Below are 18,201 nucleotides of genomic sequence, written 5' to 3'. Positions count from 1 at the left end.
GGAGCAGCCGACGCCGGCCCCGGCACCACCACCAGAGCACCCAGCGCAACCAGCACAGCGGCGAGCAGAGCCTGAATCCGCAGATTCCTGCGACCTCTGCCGCGCCCGCCCACATGCAAAAGGTAGTCCAGGGTCGTTGATCTCCGGCGTTGACCGTCGGCCTGCATAGGGATGCTCACTAGCCTCACCACTCTTACTGGAGTTGTCTGCCTATGCCAGTTCCGAGCAACTTTCCCGGTTGGGTACGAGAAATCGAAGCGCCTGCTGCCGTCCTGGCTCCTTGCCTGCACTCCCCCTCGGAACATGGTCGGCTGGACAACTTGTGAAAAGCTTGGTGTTTTCTTGAGCGGGCCCCCAGTTTTTGGGTTGAAGAGGCACCAAAAACTTCATGCACGACGCCGGACCGCACCTTAGCGCTTAGGTGCTGGCCGCCGTCGTACACGGCAATGCGGATGGCGAGCCCGTCCGTTAGGTGATCTCCGCACATGCTGGTTTCGGCTGAGCGGTTACTACATGGGTGTCCGGATCGTGCGTCAGGGCCGGCCTGCCGGCCACAATCGCTGTAGCACGCTCCCACGGCCGGTCTTCAAGCAGGAAGGGTATTTCCTGTTCTTCCCACTCCCTGTGCAGCTCTTCTTCTTCCTGGCCATCCCGCGCCAGGAGTCGACGTCGGGCTTCAAGGTTGTCGCACTGCACCCAGATCGACGCGTCGACCAGGTCGGAGAGCGCTTGGCGTGATGATCCGCTCCCTTCCACCCACACCACGGACCGCCCGGCGGGCAGAGCTATGGCACCTGGACGTTCCCGGGCCACCCAACCCGGCGGACGGTAATGGACTGCCTCGCCCCGGAGCAGGGGTTCGAGGACACCGTCACGGAGTTCATCCGCCCAGTCAAAAAAGGAGAGGTGCCACGCTACATCGTCCGTGTGAACGACATCTGACTCCGGCACGCGAGCGAGTAGGCGATCGACCAGAGTGGTCTTGCCTGACCCGCTCCTTCCATCTACCGCTACAATCCAGGGTCGCTTGGGCCGCTGTCCTGCTGCCGGCAGTAACCGCTGCACCAAGCTTTCCAGTGGCTCGGCTTGCCAGGGCCCCGCATCGGGTTCGCCGACATCCGGTTTCATATCCATGGTTGTCTCGACTCCGATCGCCAGTCCCGCCCAAAGCTGTCTGGTATGAAGTCTCAAGAGTTGCCGTGGTTAGCGCAAGCTCTTTTCGGGGGCAAGACACCTCGGCTGTTCGCTAGTGTGAAGTCTATGTAAGCCACAGGTACCCGTATTCACCGGGACCTGAAGTTGCATCGTGCTGGGGGCGCGCCGCCTTCGCGCGCCTCATCCCAGAAGGAAAACTTGCACCAGTGAACTGCGTTGCCGTCATCATGACCATTCCCGCCAGCCTGGCCCCGCTGTCCCTGCTCTTCGGGATGGCGGCGTTCATCATCTCCATTCCCGGCGAGCCGGGATACGCTGCCCCCGGAGGGTACTGACAGTGGTGTTTTACAGCGAGCAGGAGCGGCGGAATGATGCCGTGTACGCCGAGCACAAGAGGGCCCTCGCAGCCGGTGAGAAGCGGGTCCTCCGGACCACCAGCGCAGGTGAACTGCACAGCTACCCAGGCGATGAGATCGGCTTCACTCCCGGCCGCGGTCAGGCGCAAGTCAGCACTTGGTGGGGCATGGGCATCCTCATGCTCGTATCGGGGACCATCCTGCTCGCCTCCGTGTGGCTGTTCCTGCATCCTCTATGGGAGGGCAAGCCCCCAGAGTGGGGTGCCCTGTGGCTCATCGGCATTTCCGGGTTCTTCACGCCCTACGCGTTCATCCTCGCCCGCAACGAATACCGCGCCACCCAGCTACGTAAGCGGCGGGGTTCCCCAAAGCCGGGCACTTCCGGCGCGGTCGACATCAACCTCTTGGAGCTGGGCCAGGAACACCCCGACCAGCCAGGCACGTCACGATAGGAACGATGTTCAGCCAGCACAGCCAGTTCTTCCCCACTGACCAGTCCATGGACCACCAATCGTGGCGTGCCCATGGAATGTTTCCACACTTGTCCGGTCCCGGCGATGGGCACAACTACCCTGTCCCGGAGTTCCAGGATCGTCCTTCCCAGGTGATTTACTGACCTGACCGTACACGTTCATTTGGGGGATAAGAATGAAGGGCATTGCTGCGTCGTTTCTGCTCGTTCCGCTGCTGCTCACCGGTTGCCTCGTCCCCTACGGAGGGGCTGGCGCTGCCACCACAGCAACGGCGGCCGCCAACGGCTATGCCCGCCTGGATGAGGCCGGGATCGCACAAATCAAGGCGTCCAAATCCGCCCGGCTGGACATGACCTCCGGACAGCTCACCAAAGAAAGCGTCGGCCTTGAGAGCGGTACAAGCCAGGCACCGGACGTCCTGATGCGCGACGGCATGATGGAGCTGATTATCGAAGGGCCAACGGGTACCGTCCGTGCCCACACGGACCGGCTGCGGCTCAATGGCATGAACAACGGGCCCGATTTCAGCCAGGTCACATACTTCCTCACGGCAGGGTCATTGGAGGACTTCACCGCCCTCCTCCGTGACGGCGTGGACCGCTACGGCATTCCAGGTGAATCAGCAGAACGCTGGATCGAGTCCATCTCCAGCCGACCAGAGGACAAAGGCGACTTCACCCTGGAACCTGGCACATCGACAGGGCTGGACGTCATCTACGACCTCCGTTACGACGGCGCCAAAGACGTCCAGGTCATCATTGTGCACGTAACCCGGCCTCACCGGGAGTGATCCGAAGCTCCAGCAGGCTCAGACTCGCACGGTCACACACCTCTTCGAGGACGAGTGAATTTCACCTGGTATCCGATTCAATGGTCTCGCCATACGGGACGTCGCGGTGCAGCTCCAAGGTGAAGTCACGGGGTGGCCTCAGGTTTGCGGATAAGTCCTTGGAGATCCGGCTGGGGGTGCTCCGCGCCTGGGTCTTGGGCACCCCCCGTAACCGCGGTCTCCCCTCGCAGCGCGTTAGGACTAGACGCCCGGCAGGGCTGCTTCAGAATCTTTGGAGGGGTCTGTGACAGGATCCTGTCGCACCTTGTTCCCTCGGACGTAGCCCACGATTCCCAAGGCGAGGATGCTGGCGAGTGTACCGAGGGCGAATGCTTCAAAGGTGACTTGCGAGACGCCCCAGGTTTCCTCGAAGTCGTAGTCGAGGCCGAACAGCATCTCCAGTGTTCCGGGGAAGATCGCCACCCATGATCCGATGAGAATCCAGATGAAGCAGATGCAGCCAAGGACCCGGAATCCTGTATCGGAGACAGGGACTTTGAAGGGCCGGTTGGTCAGTGGGTACTTTGTGCGAAGCCTGACCGCGGCGGGGATGGCCAGCAGGTAGCTGAGCAGGAACGTGGAGATGGCAATCGACAGGACCACGCCGAACAGTGCGCTGCTGGTACCGCTGAGCTGCATGGCTGCCAGCATGAACAAGGTGGCCACCACGCCGGAGAGCGTATTGACCCGGATCGGTGTTCCCAGTTTCGGGTGGAAGCGGCCGAAGAATCCGCCGAAGAACGAACCGTCAGCTGCAGCCATGGCTTGCATGCGATCGCTGATGATCATCCACGCCGCCCCCTGGGCCACAAGTACGAAGCAGAAGACGACCGCGGAGACGGCAAGCATCGCGTCGGCGGCGGGGCCGAAGACTGTATAAACGGTGGAAATGGCACCAAACAGGCCACCGATGCCGGTGATCTGGTCCAGCGGCACCACCAGGAGGATGGCGAGGATGGGCAGGAGGTAGCTTGCGGCGGCAATCATCGAGGAGCGGGCCACGGAGATGGGGACGTCTTTGGCGGGGTTCTTCATCTCTCCGGCGGCGCTGTTGCCGGATTCGAAGCCCAGGAAGGAGAACAGCAGCAGGGGTGTGACGCCGAGGAAGCCCGCCAGGGTGGGTGCGAAGAAGCCCAGATCAAGGCCGTTGAAGCCGTGCTGCACTCCATAGGCAAGCGTGACCAGGATGAAGAAGGTCAGGAAAACGACTTTGAGGATGGCCCCCAGCGACGGCAGCCACTTGCCGTGCTTGAGGCTCACAATGGCTGAGGAGACAGTGATCCAGATGAACAGCAGTTTGAAGATGTAGTCACCCACGCTGCCGGCCTCTACGTGGCCCACGTATTCAGACCAGGTTTCCACTGCCACGAACGCCATGGCGCCGCCCACCCAGACGGGCTGGGTCACCCAGGTGAACAGGGAGGTGATGGCAGCCACCACACGGCCGAACGCCATTTTCGTCCAGACGTAGACCCCTCCTTCCTCGGTGAAGGCCCCGCCGGTCTCTGCGAAAATGAGTCCGTACGGGACCATGAAGGTAACGGCAAGGATGAGGGTCCACGTGAAGGTTTCGCCGCCGAAGCCGGAGACCTGGCCCAGAACTTCGATTGAGATGACGGCAGCGACAACCAGCAGCAGGATGTCGAAGCGGCCAAGGGATTTTTGCAGGTGTTTGCTTTGTTCCTGTGCCAGGGGCGTTGATGTTGTTGGCTGAGCCATGATCTGTCCTTTGCTACTGCTGACGATTGCTAATGCGCAAAAAGGGGTGTTTGCAGATTCCGGCGGACCAGCGGTTCCTCGCCTCGCTGTTGCCTGGTGTCATTCTGCTGCTGACTAAAGGTAGGCCCGTGAACTGCATCACGTAAAACATGGGATAGTGATCCGATGCATCTGCTTATCTGATGCCCTTAGCCGAACTGGATCCAGGTCGTCTTCGGCGCCGTGTAGTTGTCGAAGGCGTGCAGGGACAAGTCCCGCCCGAACCCGGACTGCTTGAAGCCGCCGAGGGGTGTGGTGTTCCCCAGCGCGTCTACAGTGTTAACGGAAACGGTGCCAGCGAGGAGATCGCCTGCCACCCGGTGCGCCCGCGACAGATCCGACGTCCAGACCGATGCCGCCAGTCCGTAGTCGGTGGCATTGGCCATTGCCACCGCTTCAGCTTCGGTGTCGAAAGCGTGCAGCACGGCGACCGGACCGAAGATTTCCTCGCGGTGGACAGCATGGTCAGCGGATAGACCCCCCAAGAGTGTGGGCTCCAGGTACGCGTCAGAACCCCGGATTATCCGCCGCCCACCGCCAAAGAGGACTTCCCCGTCGGTGCGTCCGCGCGTGACCCAGGCTTCGACGTCGTGCGTGTGGGTGCTGCTGATCAGGGCACCGTTGCCCTCTCCGCCGGAGAGGGGGTCGGCCGGAGCATACGCGCTGGCCGCGTCGGCAAGCAGCGCGGCGAACTCGTCGTGAACCTGCCGCTGAACCAGGATGCGGGAGTTGGCCGAGCAGACCTGCCCCTGGTTGTAAAAGGCGCCGAAGGCGGCCTTAGCGGCCGCGAGCGGAAGATCGGCGGTGTCGGCAAAAATAACGTTGGAGCTTTTGCCGCCGGCCTCCAGGCTAAGGCGCTTGATGTTGCTTCGGGCCGAGGCCTCCAGCAAGGTTCTGGAAACGGCCGTGGAGCCGGTGAAGGCCAGGGCATCGACATCCATGTGGTTCGCCAGCGCGGCGCCCACCTCCCGCCCACTGCCCGTGACGATATTCAGGACGCCATCAGGAAGCCCTGCCTCGGCTGCCAATTCAGCGAGCCGCAGGACGCTCAGGGAAGTCTGCTCCGCCGGCTTGAGCACCATCGTGTTCCCGGCGGCAAGCGCGGGAGCCAGTTTCCAGACCGCTATCTCAAGGGGGAAGTTCCAGGGCACGATGGCTGCCACTACACCCAAAGGCTCGCGGGTGACCAGAGCTACGGCTCCGGATGGAACGGCAGGCAGTTCCCCGCCTTGTTTATCCGCTGCCTCCGCATACCAGCGCAGGGTGGAAATGGCACCAGGAACGTCCACGGTAGTGGTCTGCAGGATGGGCTTGCCGCTGTCGAGTGTTTCCAGGAGGGCCAGCTCGTCGGCATGGCGCTCCATGAGCGCGGCCAGTGCCAGCAGTGACTCCTTGCGCTCCACGGCAGCCCTGCGTGACCAGGCCGGGAAGGCGCGCCGTGCCGCAGCCACCGCGGTGTCAACGTCGGCGCGACCGCAGGAGGTCAGTTCGGCGAGGGCGCGTCCATCAATGGGACTGACGGTGGGCCGGGTGAGCCGTTCGCTGCCGGACACCCTTCGTCCGTCGACGAACGCTCTTCCGTCGATTGCAAGGGCATCGGCCCGGCTCTGCCAGTCGGAGGAAATCATGGTGGTGCTGTTCATAGTGGCTCCTGGGATCGGTTCCGCCGTAGGCGGCTTGTGTTCGGGTCAGTACGGAAGGTCAAGGGACGACGGCGGGCAATGCCGGGCCGGCGGCGTTGTGTCGGGACAGGCGGAGGACGGCGGAAGCCGCCATCATGCACAAGAGCTCCACCCCCATCACCGCCAGCATTGCCGGCGCGTGCGCCATGGAGACAGCAGCGCCGGCAGCCGCGACGGTCACGTGATGAGCTCCAGAGTTCGGCACCGTTAGGAGAACCACGTGGATAAGGACCATCGCCCCAGTTGTGGCGAGCAGGTGCCCGGCGGCCTTGCCGGCACAGCGCCGACCCACTACCAACGGGGCGCCGCAGGTCAGGCAGACGGCAGCCATCGCGGCCATCCACCACCCCATCGCTCCGGCCGGTCCCGCTGCCGCAGCCACCGAGTGGGCTCCAGCACTGACCGCCACGGCCGTGGCGACGATGCACGACGAAAGCCGTGCGGCGGGCAGGGGGACAGAGCGCCCTGGGGCGTGTGGGTCCATGGTGCTCCTCGGGGCTTCCCGGCGCCTGATCGCACTTTACGCCGGCGCTGTGAGATGGGTAACATCAGCTTTTGATGGAACAGTTGTATCATCAAAATCTGACTTCAGGAAGTGTTATGACTCTGGAAACACCCACATTGGCTGCAGTCAAGCAGCACCCCCTCGAACAGCTCAGCGCGCAGGAAATTTCCGCAGCGCGGCACATCCTGGCGGATGCTGGGCTGGTGGCTGACACCACCCGTTTCGCCTACCTTGGTCTGCTGGAACCCCCGAAATCCGTCTTTCAAGGGGGCGGCGGCCGCGCAGACCGCACTATCCGTGTAATGCTTTGGGATGCTGCCCGATCCCTCTCGCTCGACGTCCGCCTGTCCCTGACCACCAGGGAAATCCTCGACCAGCGGAAGCTGGACCCCGCCGTCGATGGTCAGCTCCCTGTCCTGATCGAAGAGTTTGAAATCATCGAGGATGTCCTGGCCGAAGATCCGCAATGGAGCGCTGCCCTTGCCTCACGCGGTCTGACCCCGGCGCAGGTGCGCGTAGCTCCGCTCTCCGCAGGAGTCTTCGAGTACGAGAACGAGAAAGGCAAGCGGCTCCTCCGCGGACTCGGCTTCCGGCAGGACCACCCGCTCGACCATGCCTGGGCCCACCCCATCGACGGCCTCGTCGCCTTCGTCGACGTGGAAAACCGCCGCGTGAACCACCTCATCGACGACGGACCCGTGCCCGTCCCGGACGTCAACGGAAACTACACAGACGCATCAGTCCACGGCGAGCTCCGCACCGACCTGAAACCGATCGAAATCACCCAGCCAGAGGGTCCCAGCTTCACTTTGGAGGGCAATCACCTCTCGTGGGCCGGGTGGGACCTGCGAGTAGGATTCGACGCCCGTGAAGGACTTGTCCTCCAGCAACTCCACCACACACACGACGGCCGACGGCGCCCCCTCGTCCACCGTGCCTCCATCTCCGAAATGGTCGTCCCATACGGCGATCCTTCCCCCTACCGCAGCTGGCAGAACTACTTCGACTCCGGCGAATATCTTGTCGGTCGGGACGCGAACTCCCTGAAGCTCGGTTGTGACTGCCTCGGCGAGATCATGTACATGTCCCCCGTCGTAGCCGATGACTTTGGGAACCCGCGCACCATAGACAATGGCATCTGCATTCACGAAGAAGACGCCGGCATCCTCTGGAAGCACACCGATGAATGGGCCGGTTCCAACGAGGTGCGCCGCAACCGCCGGCTGGTGGTGTCCTTCTTCACCACCGTGGGCAATTACGATTACGGCTTCTACTGGTATCTCTACCTGGACGGCACTATCGAGTTTGAGGCCAAGGCAACCGGCATCGTGTTCACAGCCGCCCTGCCAGACAAGAAGTACGCCTACGCCTCAGAGATCGCTCCCGGGCTTGGTGCGCCCTACCACCAGCACCTTTTCAGTGCCCGCCTGGACATGATGATCGACGGTCCCGCCAACCGTATAGAGGAACTGGACCTCGTCCGGCTTCCCAAGGGCCCGGGAAACCCCCACGGCAACGCATTCTCGCAAAAACGCACCCTCCTGGCGCGCGAATCCGAGGCGGTACGCGATGCAGATGGCACGAAGGGGCGAGTCTGGCACGTCAGCAACCCCGAGTCCCTAAACCAGCTTGGCCACCCTGTCGGCTACACGCTGTACCCAGAAGGCAATCCCACCCTTGCGATGGCCGACGATTCGTCCATTGCATCGCGGGCCGCATTCGCCCGGCACCACCTGTGGGTTACCCAGTACGGGGATGGCGAGCTTTATGCAGCGGGCGACTTCGTCAACCAGCACCCAGGTGATGCAGGGCTTCCCGCCTACATCGCCCAGGACCGTGACCTCGACGGCCAGGACCTCGTCGTGTGGCACTCCTTCGGCCTGACCCACTTCCCTCGCCCGGAGGACTGGCCCATCATGCCGGTAGACACCACCGGATTCACATTGAAGCCGCACGGCTTCTTCGATTCAAACCCCACGCTGAACGTCCCACCCTCCGTTTCCGGGCACTGCGCGAGCGGAACCGCAGCCGGAGGCACTGTCTCCGACAGCTCCGGGCCCGTAACCTGCGCACACTGAGTCACCCCGCAGCCGCGGGAACGCGCCAGGGTTCCCGCGGTGGTAGGGTGCACACGGCGGCTCGACAGACCCCGCCTGTGGACTAAGGAGCACCATGCCCCGCTTGGTAGATCACCAGGAACGACGCCGCTCGATCATCGAAACCACGTGGCGGCTCATCGCGGAACAGGGCATCGAAAACGCCAGTATGAGGGACATCGCCCGGGAATGCGGCTACGCCGCGCCCGGGGTCCTGGCGCACTATTTCCCCAGCAAGGACGCGCTCCTGCTCGCCTCTTACGAACTGATCTGCGAGCGCACCAACGAAAGGATTACCGCTGGCACGGAGGGCCGCCGCGGGCTCGCGGCGCTGCGAGGCCTTTGCATGGAAATCATCCCGGCAGACCCCCTCACCGTCGTGGAGGCACGGGTGGCGGTGTCCTTCTGGCAGCGCGCCCAGACGGAGGATTCCCTCCGCGCTGTGGGACGGGACGCTCTGCTGCATTGGCGGGACCTGATGCTGGGATTTCTCGCCGAAGCAGAACACGACGGCGAATGCCCGCCCTTGGCGGACCCGGACACGGTCGTCGATGAACTGCTGAACATCATGATGGGCCTGCACGTCACGTCCATGCTGGACCCGGGCGCTGTCACCGGCTCCCGGCAGCGTCACTTGATGGAAAGAGCCATTGTGCGCCTGGCGCAAGGCAGCCCCGGGAGAACCGCAGCCTAGGAAAAGCAGTTGCAGACTGATGGTAAAGCCAGGCATGGATAAAGGCCGCGTCCCAGTGCTCAGACCCAGGACGCGGCCTTTCGTGGTTTGAGCGTTCGCTATGACTGAGACGATGCTGGCTGCTGTTCAGAGCCAATGCCCGGCGCGGCCGTGGGGATGACGTCTGCGCCGCTGAGCAGATCGATGCCTTTGGTTTCTTTCATGCTCAGGACGGCCACCAGGCCGATGATTCCCACGAGGATGAGGTAGAAGGCCGGCATCATGCCGTTTCCTGTCTGCGCGATGAGCCACGTCAGGACGTAGGGGACTGTGCCGGCGAAGATGGCGGCGGTGATGCTGTAGGCCAGCGAGAGGCCGGTCTGGCGTGTACGGGTAGGGAAGAGTTCAGCGGCTGCCACAGCATGGACTCCCAGGATAAGGGCCAGGATTATTCCAAGGCCGAGGGTGCCAACAGTTCCGGCCCAGGAAACACCTGAACCCATGACCAGGAAGAGCGGCACAGAAAGGACGATCAGGGCAACCGCGGCGATGATTAGCAGCGGACGGCGGCCGATCCGGTCCGAGAGTGCACCGCAGACCGGGACGAGGACCAGTCCGGCGATAGACGCGACAGTGGACAGCAGTGCGGCGGTACCTGCGTCGAAGCCCAAAACCTTCTCCTGGTACGTGAGCAGGTAGACGAGCACGACGTAGAACGTCACGTGCATCATGATCTCGAGCCCGCTCATCTGCAGCAGCTGCTTCCAGTGAAGCCGGAAGACCTCTTTGACCGGGCTTTGAGGCACGTTTTCCAGCTTTTTGAGCGAGAGAAACTCGGGGGTGTCCTCGATCTTTGTGCGGATGTAGAAGCCGACGATGCCGAGGGGAACGGCGATGAGGAACGGGATCCGCCATGCACCGTTTTCGATGGCCTGGGCGTCCGCCAAGGAGGTCAGCACGAAGACGACCAGCGATGCTGCCAGAAACCCCAGCAGGCTACCGAATTCGAGCCAGCTCACGCCGAAGCCCCGGTGCTTGCGGGGCGAGTACTCGGCCAGGAAGGCCGCAGCGCTACCGAACTCTCCGCCGGCTGCGAGGCCCTGAACAACCCGCGCGGCGACCAGGAGCACCGGGGCCCAGAGGCCGATGGCATCGTAAGTGGGCAGAAGGCCCACGACGAGCGTCGCCCCGGACATGGACAAGATGACGATTGACAGCGTCTTCTTCCGGCCGATGCGGTCGCCGAGTGTGCCGAAGATCAGGGCGCCGAGCGGACGGACTCCAAAAGAGATGGCGAAAACAGCAAAAACCGACAGCAGAGCAGCTGTTGCATCCTGCTGCGGGAAGAAAATGGTGGCGATGGTTGACGCCAAGTAGGCGTAGATCGCCCACTCGAACCAGTGGACAAAGACGCCGATCGAGCCGGCCATGACGCTCTTGCGCAGGCCCTTCTGGTTGACCGGCAGTCCCGGTTGGTTGATGGTCACGGTTCCTCCTGCGGGGAATTCCTGAGAGATAGGGCTGACTGGCAGCGAGTGTGTCGGACGTCTTCGTCCCACCCCTGCGCGCTTGGACTTTCGTTGCGGTTTGGTCCTCGGATCCTTGGTTTCCATTTCACGCCCTGCCGAAAACATCTGTCCAACACTTTTAATTCTGGAAGTGCATCGGATTTCCAGATGCGGTCTCTGGATCTCCGCCCCGGCCTTGAAAGCCGGTCAAACCAGCAGGCTCACCATCCGAAATGCGCAGTTGATTCGCTCAGATGATTCGTTAGCGATGGATAAATCTGAAAAAACGATGCACTTAGGCGGGAACTGATGTTTGAAATCGGCGGCTGCGCTGCGGTTTCGTGAATACATCGAGATGCACGAACGAGGCTCCCAGTAACGCCCTCCGGGCCCACGGATTGCTTGCGTCGCATCGAATCACACTTACTTATTTGCAATGGAGGTTGGCATGTCGAGCCAAAAGACTGAAGTTCTGGTCGTCGGCGCGGGCCAGGCCGGAGTGGCCATGAGCGAGCATCTGACAAACCGCGGCGTGCCGCACATCGTGCTGGAGCGGGACCGGATCGCTGAGCGGTGGCGCACGGGACGGTGGGACTCCCTGGTGGCCAACGGCCCTGCCTGGCACGACCGCTTTCCGGGTATGGAATTTGACGATCTCGAGCCAGATGAGTTCGCCCCGAAGGAGCGGGTCGCGGATTACTTCGAAGCCTACGCGGCCAGGTTCAACGCCCCCATCCGGTGCGGTGTTGAGGTGAAGTCCGTGCGAAAGAAGGCGGGCGCAACCGGTTTTCAGGTGGACACGTCAGAAGGAGTTTTCGACGCCCGTTACGTCGTGGCGGCGACCGGGCCGTTCCAGCGGCCGGTCATTCCCGCGGTCGTCCCGGAGAGCGCAGCACTACAGCAAATCCACTCCAGTTCCTACCGGAATCCGCAGCAGCTGCTGGCCGGCAAGGTTTTGGTCGTGGGTGCCGGCTCGTCCGGTGTTCAAATCGCCGAAGAGCTTCAGCGGTCGGGCCGCGAGGTCTTCCTGTCCGTCGGCCCGCACGACCGGCCCCCGCGGCAGTACCGCGGCAAGGACTTCTGCTGGTGGCTCGGAGTCCTCGGCAAATGGGAAATGTCGGCTCCGCCGAAGGGGGCCGAGCACGTCACGATCGCCGTCAGCGGGGCAAACGGCGGCCATACCGTAGACTTCCGCGCCCTCGCTGCCGTGGGCGTCACGCTGGTCGGCCGGACTGCTTCCTATGACAACGGCATCATGCGCTTCGCAACGGATCTTGCCGTGAATGTCGCGGCAGGTGACGCCAACTATTTATCAGTGCTTGACGAAGCCGACGAGTACGTTGCCCGCAACGGCCTGGACTTCCCGGAAGAGCCTGAAGCGCGTGTTCTCGGAGATGCCCCGGACAGCGTGACCAACCCGCTTCTCGAGCTCAATCTCAGCGCTGCAGGCGTCACCTCAATCATCTGGGCGACAGGGTTCGCGGTCGATTACAGCTGGCTGAAGGTTGACAACGCCGTCGACGCCAGCGGAAAGCCAAAGCACCAGCGCGGTGTGTCTGCTGAGCCAGGTGTGTACTTCCTCGGACTGCCCTGGCAATCCCGCCGCGGCTCAAGCTTCATTTGGGGAGTATGGCACGATGCTGGTTACGTGGCTGACCAGATCATGATCCAGCGGGGCTACGCAGCCCACGTGGACGACAAGCCGCTCGAGCGGGCACAGACATCGACCGACGACTCTCCTGCCAGCATCCTGGCTGAGAAAGCGGCGGTCTAAGGCGTTCCGGACGCGAACGGGCGCTCCAAGCCCTAGCCAGTGAACGACTGGGCAGGGCACTACAACCTTCCGGACGGCCACCACATGTCTTAGGTTTAGTGCCCTGCGCTTTTACGCGGGTCGCTCCTGCTGAACCCGGCCGCCTGGGCGGCTCGAGTGAGCCGCCTCGATCTGCTGCCTCACGACCTGTCCAACAGCACGCAGGCGGGCAGTGGGACGCTGCGTCTCAAGACGCGCCACAACGGTCTTCAAATGTGGAACATCGTCCTTGATTTCCACAGTGGCGATCTGCCCGCCGTCGTACGTCATGCCGTGATGGGGTCTCTGGTGCAGGATGGAATATCCGTGTCCGTGGGCGACGAAGGTCCGCACGGTCTCGTAACTGCCGGACCGGAACTTGACGTTCGGTTCGTGGCCGCCCTTGCGCACCAGCGAGAGCATCACGTCCCGCGTGTAGGGCAGGTCCAGGAGAACAAACGGTTCGTCCTTGAGGTCGGTCAGGGCCAGCGCTCCCGCGCCGGCCAGCGGGTGATCCGGGGGAAGCGCCAAATACGGCCTGGAGCGGTCAACGACCGTGGTGGCGATGCCCTCGGGCAGGCCCATGTCGTAGCACAGCGCCAACTCGACCTGCCCATTGAGCAGCGCGTTGGCGCATCCTGCGGTGTCGGCCTCCATGACCTCCAACTCCAAGGCGGGGTGCTCATCGTTGAGGCGCGTCAGCAGTCCGGGCAGCAGGAAGGGGGCGAGGGTGCTGAAGCAGGCCATTCGGATGCGGCCTGTGACACTTTTTTGCTCACCCCGCGCATGATCAAGGCTCTCCTCGACGTGGGCCAAAATCGACTGGGCATCCCGGAGAAACAACTCCCCTGCCGACGTCAGCACCAGCCCCTTGGAACGCTGGCGAATGAAGAACTGGGCACCCACCGATCGCTCAAGCTGGGCTATCGCCGCTGATACCGCCGACTGGGCGACGTTAAGCCTTCCGGCGGCCGCTGTCATCGAAAGCTGCGCCGCCGCTTCCGTGAAGTACCTGAGCTGAGTAAGGGTCACATCCATCCGTTCAATGTAGGCCACTAGATCGAAAAAATCGATACGAAAGAGCGGAAATGACTGTTGGACAGATGAGTTGCACGGCCGTGAAGCTTGAAGAACCCCCTTTGCCACCCCTCCACGAGTTAGGAAGCACAATGAAGCACCAGCGTCTGCGCACCTTCAACACCAAAGAAACTTATCCAGAGCAGAACCTGGACAACGATCTGTGCCAGGCAGTGGTTGCCAACGGCGTTGTCTACCTCCGCGGACAAATCGGCCAAGACCTGGACACCCGGGAATCTGTCGGCATCGGGGACGTGGAGGCCCAGACCGAAAAGGCCATGGCAAACATCGACATGCTACTGAAGGAAGCCGGCAGCAGCCTTGAGGACATCGTCAAGGTCACCGTCTACATCATCGACCCGCGGTACCGCGAAACCGTCTACAGGACCATGGGCCGGTGGCTCAGGGGCGTCTTTCCGGTTTCGACCGGCATCGTCGTCCAGGCCCTCGCCCGCCCAGAATGGCTCGTCGAGATCGATGCCACTGCCGTGCTGTCAACGGGAGCGTCACAGTGACTTTCAGTATTGCCGCCACAGATGGCCACGGTCGCTTCGGCATCGCTGTCAGCTCCTCCTCACCGGCCGTGGCAGCGCGCTGCGCCCACTTAAGGGACAACATCGGAGCCGTCAGCTCTCAAAACATCACCGATCCGCGCCTCGGCAAACTCCTGCTGGACCGGCTCCAGTCGGGTGCATCCGCCCGGGAAGCCGTCGACACCGTCGCACTGGAGGCACCCTCGGTTGATTACCGTCAGCTTGTGGTTCTCGACGCTCATGGCGGTTCTGCAGTGTTCAGCGGTGCACATACTCTCGGGGTCTATGCAGAAGGGCGGGGCAGCTACAGCGTCGCGGCCGGCAACATGCTTGCCAACCGGGAAGTCCCGCAAGCAATGTGCGATGCCTTTGAGGCCTCGGTCGGGGAACTTGAAGTCAGGCTCCTGCGCGCACTCCGGGCAGCGCTGGAGGCCGGCGGGGAGGAAGGTCCCGTCCGTTCAGCCGGCATCTCCATTGTCTCCGGCCACGGCTGGCGAGACACCGACCTGCGGGTCGACTGGCACGAAGAACCCATCAACGAGCTGGACAGGCTACTGCAGGTGTGGCTTCCCCAGCGTGAGGACTACGTGGTGCGTGGGCTGGATCCTGCATCATCCGTCGGATACGGGGTGCCCGGCGATGACCGCTGAACCTGTAACGGCAACAGCGATGCCGGATTCCACCGGAGAACAGGCACGGGTGCTGGCGGCGGTGGCCGCCGCCCACCCGGCACTCGTGCACCTCTCCGAGCAGCTCCATGCAAATCCGGAATTGGGCTGGCAGGAACACCAGGCCGCCGGATGGACCGCAGACTACCTTGAGGCGAACGGCTTCACCGTCGAGCGTGGGTACCTCGGCTTTCCCACCGCCATCCGGGCATTCTACGGCACAGGGAAGCGCAGGGTTGGCCTGATGGCCGAATACGACGCCCTTCCCGGGCTCGGCCATGCCTGCGGCCACAACATCATCACGGCCACCTCCTGTGGTGCGGCGTTGGCGCTGAAGGACTTCGCTGCCGAACGGAACCTCACGGTGGAGCTCTACGGAACCCCTGCAGAGGAAGGTGGCGGCGGCAAGATCGAGTTGCTCAAGCGTGGCGCCTTCGCCGGTCTGGACCTGGCCATGATGACCCACCCGAGTCCGGTGGACTCCGCGGAGGCGCGTCCCTACGCCGTTGCCCACAGCCACGTGGAATACCACGGCAAGTCAGCTCACGCGGCTGCCTACCCCGAGCAGGGCGTGAACGCCAACGACGCCTTTGTCGTAGCCCAGGTCGCGCTCGGCCTGCTTCGCCAGCAACTGCCCGCCGGTACCCGTGTCCACGGCATCCAGACCAGGGGCGGGGAAGCGCCCAACGCCATACCCGAAAAGACGGAGGGCCGCTGGTACGTACGGGCAGAGACATTGGCTGATCTCGAGCCTCTGGAAAAGCGCGTTTACCAGTGCTTCGAAGCCGGCGCACTGGCCGCCGGATGCGAACTTTCGATAACCCCGGAATCCGAGCCGTACTCCGAGTTCCGCACCGACGTCCGGGCACTCGAGCTCTACGTGCGCCACGCCAAGGCGCTGGGCCGGGACTTCAATGCCCCCGCCCAGCAGGCCACCATGAACCGGGCGTCAACAGACATGGGAAACGTGTCCCAGATTGTCCCGGCCATCCACCCGTACATCGGCCTCGGGTGTTTCCCCGCCGCGAACCACCAGCCCGAGTTTGCAGCGTTCTGTGTAGGCGACGCCGCCAACCGCGCCATTAAGGATGGCGCCACGGCCCTGGCCCTAACCGCCCTTGACTATCTGGGAACCCCTCAGTAAACCACCGACCTAGGAAGCCACACCATGACGCATGAAACGACTCCCACAGGCTCCGGACCAGTTCGCCGGCTGGAGCGCGACAGCCTGGGGGAAGTAGTTGTTCCCGCTGACGCCTACTGGGGCATCAGCACCCTCCGCGCTGTCGATAATTTTCCGGTCAGCGGCCGCAGCATCGGCAGTTTCCGTTCCCTGGTGTGGGCGATGGGGGCGGTGAAATACGCGGCCGCACGGGCCAACGAATCCCTCGGCCTCCTCCCGGCCGACAAGTCAGAAGCGATCCAGACAGCTGCCCTGGAGGTGATGGAAGGCCAGTTCGATTCCTCCTTCGTCGTCGACAGGATCCAAGGCGGCGCGGGAACCAGCACCAACATGAACGCCAACGAGGTCATCGCCAACCGTGCCCTGGAGATTCTGGGCCACAGCAAGGGTGACTATGCGCAGCTGCACCCCATCGATCACGTAAATCGCAGCCAAAGCACCAACGATGTCTACCCCACCGCGGTCAAACTTGCACTGCAGCGGGACCTGATAGAACTGTGCTCCGAACACGGCAGGCTCAGCGAAGCCTTCGACGCCAAAGCAGAAGAATTCGCCGCCATCGTCAAAGTCGGACGGACCCAGCTTCAGGACGCAGTACCCATGACCCTGGGGCAGGAATTCGGGGCGTTCGCCGAGACACTGCGCGAGGACAGGTACCGGCTTGAGGAGCTGCTGCCCCACCTGCGCGAATCCAACCTCGGCGCCACAGCCATCGGCACAGGGATCACCGCTCCCCCCGAATACCGGGACGTTGTTGTCGCCGAGCTGGCCCAAGTCGCCGGGTTGGACGTCGTCTCGGCGGCGAATCTCGTGGAAGCCACCGGCGATACCGGGGTATTCCTCCTGGCCTCGGGGGTGCTGAAGCGGGCTGCGGTGAAGCTATCCAAGGTCTGCAACGACCTGCGTCTGCTGTCCTCCGGGCCACAGTCCGGATTCGGCGAGATCCTCCTTCCCCCCGTCCAGGCCGGATCCTCCATCATGCCCGGCAAGGTGAACCCAGTCATCCCGGAAATGGTCAATCAGGTAGCGTTCCGCGTCGTCGGCGCGGACGCGACGGTGACCATGGCAGTCGAAGCGGGCCAGCTGCAGCTCAATGCCTTCGAGCCCGTTATGGCTGACGCGCTGCTGGAATCAATAGCCTGGCTAACGGCGGCGTGCCGGCAGCTACGTACTCACTGCGTCGACGGCATCACGGCGAACAGGCCTCTGCTTGCAGAGCGAATGGCGGAGTCCATCAGCGTCGTCACCGGCCTCGCGCCCCTGCTCGGCTACACGACAGCCGCGGAGTTGGCCAAGGAAGCGTTGACTTGCACCCGCAATATTGCGGAGCTCGTCCTATCCCGCGGCCTCCTCGACGAACAGGAACTCGAAAAGGCTCTTTCGCCGGCCGTCCTCGCCGGACTCAAGTGACCGCAACGGACGTGGTCGCTCCGTTTTCGCGGGGCGGCTCATCCGGCATATGCCAACAGCTCTTCGCTGCCTCTCCCCCGGACGCCGCTAGGGCGGCCATCCACCCATCCGTTCCAAGAAATACCAAGCTTTTTACAAGTTGCCTGAGCGAATATGTTTCGAGGGTATACGCGAAGTTGCCAGAACTGCAGCAGCACGGGCTTTGATTTCTCGTATCCAGTAGGGAACGTCGCTGGGGACTGGCATAGGCAAACAACTCCAATACGAGTGGTGAGGCTGGTGGCCATCCCTATGCAAAACGACGTGAACTACAGATTTTTCCCCACGGTCGGGCGTGGTAGAGGCCACTGGGCTTCCTGGCTCAATGTACGGCGGGCAGGCGGCCCCCCACCTGTTCTTCGTCTGCACGGGTCGCGACATCTGAGGCTCCCCGCACTGCTGGCCGCGCTGTCGCTTGCGCTGGGTGCTCTGGTGGTGGTGCCCGTTACGGCGTCAGCCGCCGA

General features: G+C 63.0%; 16 protein-coding genes. 10 read left to right on the top strand and 6 right to left on the bottom strand.

Going from position 1 to position 18,201, the window contains the following annotated elements:
* Positions 1-468 precede the first annotated feature (468 nt).
* On the bottom strand, positions 469-1,134 hold the full coding sequence (locus ACFTR6_RS21465; RefSeq protein ID WP_076798787.1) for a uridine kinase: 666 nt from the start codon (positions 1,132-1,134) through the stop codon (positions 469-471).
* Positions 1,135-1,361: 227 nt separating this feature from the next.
* Between ACFTR6_RS21465 and ACFTR6_RS21460 the strand changes: the two genes are divergently transcribed.
* The 3 genes from ACFTR6_RS21460 (at position 1,362) to ACFTR6_RS21450 (ending at position 2,774) form a co-directional block, all read left to right on the top strand.
* Entirely contained in the window at positions 1,362-1,490 is a 129-nt protein-coding gene (locus ACFTR6_RS21460) for a hypothetical protein (RefSeq protein WP_257787663.1), read from the top strand.
* A 2-nt stretch (positions 1,491-1,492) separates the two neighbouring features.
* Positions 1,493-1,963 (top strand): hypothetical protein, encoded by a 471-nt coding sequence (locus ACFTR6_RS21455; RefSeq protein ID WP_076798788.1) that lies wholly within the window; start codon positions 1,493-1,495, stop codon positions 1,961-1,963.
* Between the two features lie 196 nt (positions 1,964-2,159).
* Complete coding sequence (locus tag ACFTR6_RS21450; RefSeq protein WP_377959407.1) at positions 2,160-2,774, top strand: hypothetical protein; 615 nt, start codon at positions 2,160-2,162, stop codon at positions 2,772-2,774.
* 240 nt (positions 2,775-3,014) lie between these two features.
* On the opposite strand, the gene ACFTR6_RS21445 is transcribed toward ACFTR6_RS21450, so the two are convergent.
* From ACFTR6_RS21445 to ACFTR6_RS21435, 3 genes are all read right to left on the bottom strand, one after another.
* Positions 3,015-4,532: an APC family permease gene (locus ACFTR6_RS21445; RefSeq protein WP_377959406.1), complete on the bottom strand. Its 1,518-nt coding sequence runs from the start codon at positions 4,530-4,532 to the stop codon at positions 3,015-3,017.
* Between the two features lie 188 nt (positions 4,533-4,720).
* Entirely contained in the window at positions 4,721-6,214 is a 1,494-nt protein-coding gene (locus tag ACFTR6_RS21440; protein ID WP_377959405.1) for an aldehyde dehydrogenase family protein, read from the bottom strand.
* 58 nt (positions 6,215-6,272) lie between these two features.
* A complete protein-coding gene (locus tag ACFTR6_RS21435; RefSeq protein ID WP_377959404.1) occupies positions 6,273-6,737 on the bottom strand; it encodes a hypothetical protein in 465 nt (154 codons plus the stop codon).
* A 116-nt stretch (positions 6,738-6,853) separates the two neighbouring features.
* On the opposite strand from ACFTR6_RS21435, the gene ACFTR6_RS21430 reads away from it, so the two are divergent.
* Positions 6,854-8,836, top strand: coding sequence for a primary-amine oxidase (locus tag ACFTR6_RS21430; protein ID WP_377959403.1), 1,983 nt, complete (start codon positions 6,854-6,856; stop codon positions 8,834-8,836).
* Between the two features lie 94 nt (positions 8,837-8,930).
* Positions 8,931-9,548 carry a TetR/AcrR family transcriptional regulator gene (locus ACFTR6_RS21425; protein ID WP_076798793.1) on the top strand — a complete coding sequence of 206 codons (618 nt, stop codon included), beginning with the start codon at positions 8,931-8,933 and terminating at the stop codon, positions 9,546-9,548.
* 98 nt (positions 9,549-9,646) lie between these two features.
* Here ACFTR6_RS21425 and ACFTR6_RS21420 read toward each other — a convergent pair whose 3' ends face one another.
* Complete coding sequence (locus ACFTR6_RS21420; RefSeq protein ID WP_377959402.1) at positions 9,647-11,014, bottom strand: MFS transporter; 1,368 nt, start codon at positions 11,012-11,014, stop codon at positions 9,647-9,649.
* A 469-nt stretch (positions 11,015-11,483) separates the two neighbouring features.
* Here ACFTR6_RS21420 and ACFTR6_RS21415 point away from each other — a divergent pair, with 469 nt between their 5' ends.
* Positions 11,484-12,809: a flavin-containing monooxygenase gene (locus ACFTR6_RS21415; RefSeq protein WP_377959401.1), complete on the top strand. Its 1,326-nt coding sequence runs from the start codon at positions 11,484-11,486 to the stop codon at positions 12,807-12,809.
* A gap of 111 nt (positions 12,810-12,920) precedes the next feature.
* Here the strand turns inward: ACFTR6_RS21415 and ACFTR6_RS21410 are convergent, their stop codons facing one another.
* Entirely contained in the window at positions 12,921-13,865 is a 945-nt protein-coding gene (locus ACFTR6_RS21410) for a LysR substrate-binding domain-containing protein (RefSeq protein ID WP_076798795.1), read from the bottom strand.
* 131 nt (positions 13,866-13,996) lie between these two features.
* Here ACFTR6_RS21410 and ACFTR6_RS21405 point away from each other — a divergent pair, with 131 nt between their 5' ends.
* From ACFTR6_RS21405 to ACFTR6_RS21390, 4 genes are read left to right on the top strand one after another with little or no spacing between them, the layout of a single operon-like run.
* Entirely contained in the window at positions 13,997-14,419 is a 423-nt protein-coding gene (locus ACFTR6_RS21405; protein ID WP_076798796.1) for a RidA family protein, read from the top strand.
* A complete protein-coding gene (locus tag ACFTR6_RS21400; protein WP_377959400.1) occupies positions 14,416-15,087 on the top strand; it encodes a DUF1028 domain-containing protein in 672 nt (223 codons plus the stop codon). Before ACFTR6_RS21405 ends, ACFTR6_RS21400 begins: the two co-directional genes overlap by 4 nt.
* Positions 15,077-16,249, top strand: coding sequence for a M20 family metallopeptidase (locus ACFTR6_RS21395; RefSeq protein WP_087872633.1), 1,173 nt, complete (start codon positions 15,077-15,079; stop codon positions 16,247-16,249). The genes ACFTR6_RS21400 and ACFTR6_RS21395 overlap by 11 nt, the downstream gene beginning before the upstream one ends.
* 24 nt (positions 16,250-16,273) lie before the next feature.
* Complete coding sequence (locus ACFTR6_RS21390; protein WP_377959399.1) at positions 16,274-17,698, top strand: aspartate ammonia-lyase; 1,425 nt, start codon at positions 16,274-16,276, stop codon at positions 17,696-17,698.
* Positions 17,699-18,201 lie beyond the last annotated feature (503 nt).

The organism is Arthrobacter sp. NPDC057009 (genome assembly GCF_042673905.1).
In the GTDB taxonomy this organism is placed as follows: Bacteria; Actinomycetota; Actinomycetes; order Actinomycetales; family Micrococcaceae; genus Arthrobacter.
This window is presented reverse-complemented; position numbering and strand designations above follow the sequence as displayed.

What these genes read in the sequence shown, in the direction of transcription:
- ACFTR6_RS21465 (WP_076798787.1), bottom strand. Translation starts at nt 1,134, where the DNA reads ATGGATATGAAACCGGATGTCGGCGAACCCGATGCGGGGCCCTGGCAA.
- ACFTR6_RS21450 (WP_377959407.1), top strand. Translation starts at nt 2,160, where the DNA reads ATGAAGGGCATTGCTGCGTCGTTTCTGCTCGTTCCGCTGCTGCTCACC.
- ACFTR6_RS21445 (WP_377959406.1), bottom strand. Translation starts at nt 4,532, where the DNA reads ATGGCTCAGCCAACAACATCAACGCCCCTGGCACAGGAACAAAGCAAA.
- ACFTR6_RS21440 (WP_377959405.1), bottom strand. Translation starts at nt 6,214, where the DNA reads ATGAACAGCACCACCATGATTTCCTCCGACTGGCAGAGCCGGGCCGAT.
- ACFTR6_RS21435 (WP_377959404.1), bottom strand. Translation starts at nt 6,737, where the DNA reads ATGGACCCACACGCCCCAGGGCGCTCTGTCCCCCTGCCCGCCGCACGG.
- ACFTR6_RS21430 (WP_377959403.1), top strand. Translation starts at nt 6,854, where the DNA reads ATGACTCTGGAAACACCCACATTGGCTGCAGTCAAGCAGCACCCCCTC.
- ACFTR6_RS21425 (WP_076798793.1), top strand. Translation starts at nt 8,931, where the DNA reads ATGCCCCGCTTGGTAGATCACCAGGAACGACGCCGCTCGATCATCGAA.
- ACFTR6_RS21415 (WP_377959401.1), top strand. Translation starts at nt 11,484, where the DNA reads ATGTCGAGCCAAAAGACTGAAGTTCTGGTCGTCGGCGCGGGCCAGGCC.
- ACFTR6_RS21410 (WP_076798795.1), bottom strand. Translation starts at nt 13,865, where the DNA reads ATGGATGTGACCCTTACTCAGCTCAGGTACTTCACGGAAGCGGCGGCG.
- ACFTR6_RS21405 (WP_076798796.1), top strand. Translation starts at nt 13,997, where the DNA reads ATGAAGCACCAGCGTCTGCGCACCTTCAACACCAAAGAAACTTATCCA.
- ACFTR6_RS21395 (WP_087872633.1), top strand. Translation starts at nt 15,077, where the DNA reads ATGACCGCTGAACCTGTAACGGCAACAGCGATGCCGGATTCCACCGGA.
- ACFTR6_RS21390 (WP_377959399.1), top strand. Translation starts at nt 16,274, where the DNA reads ATGACGCATGAAACGACTCCCACAGGCTCCGGACCAGTTCGCCGGCTG.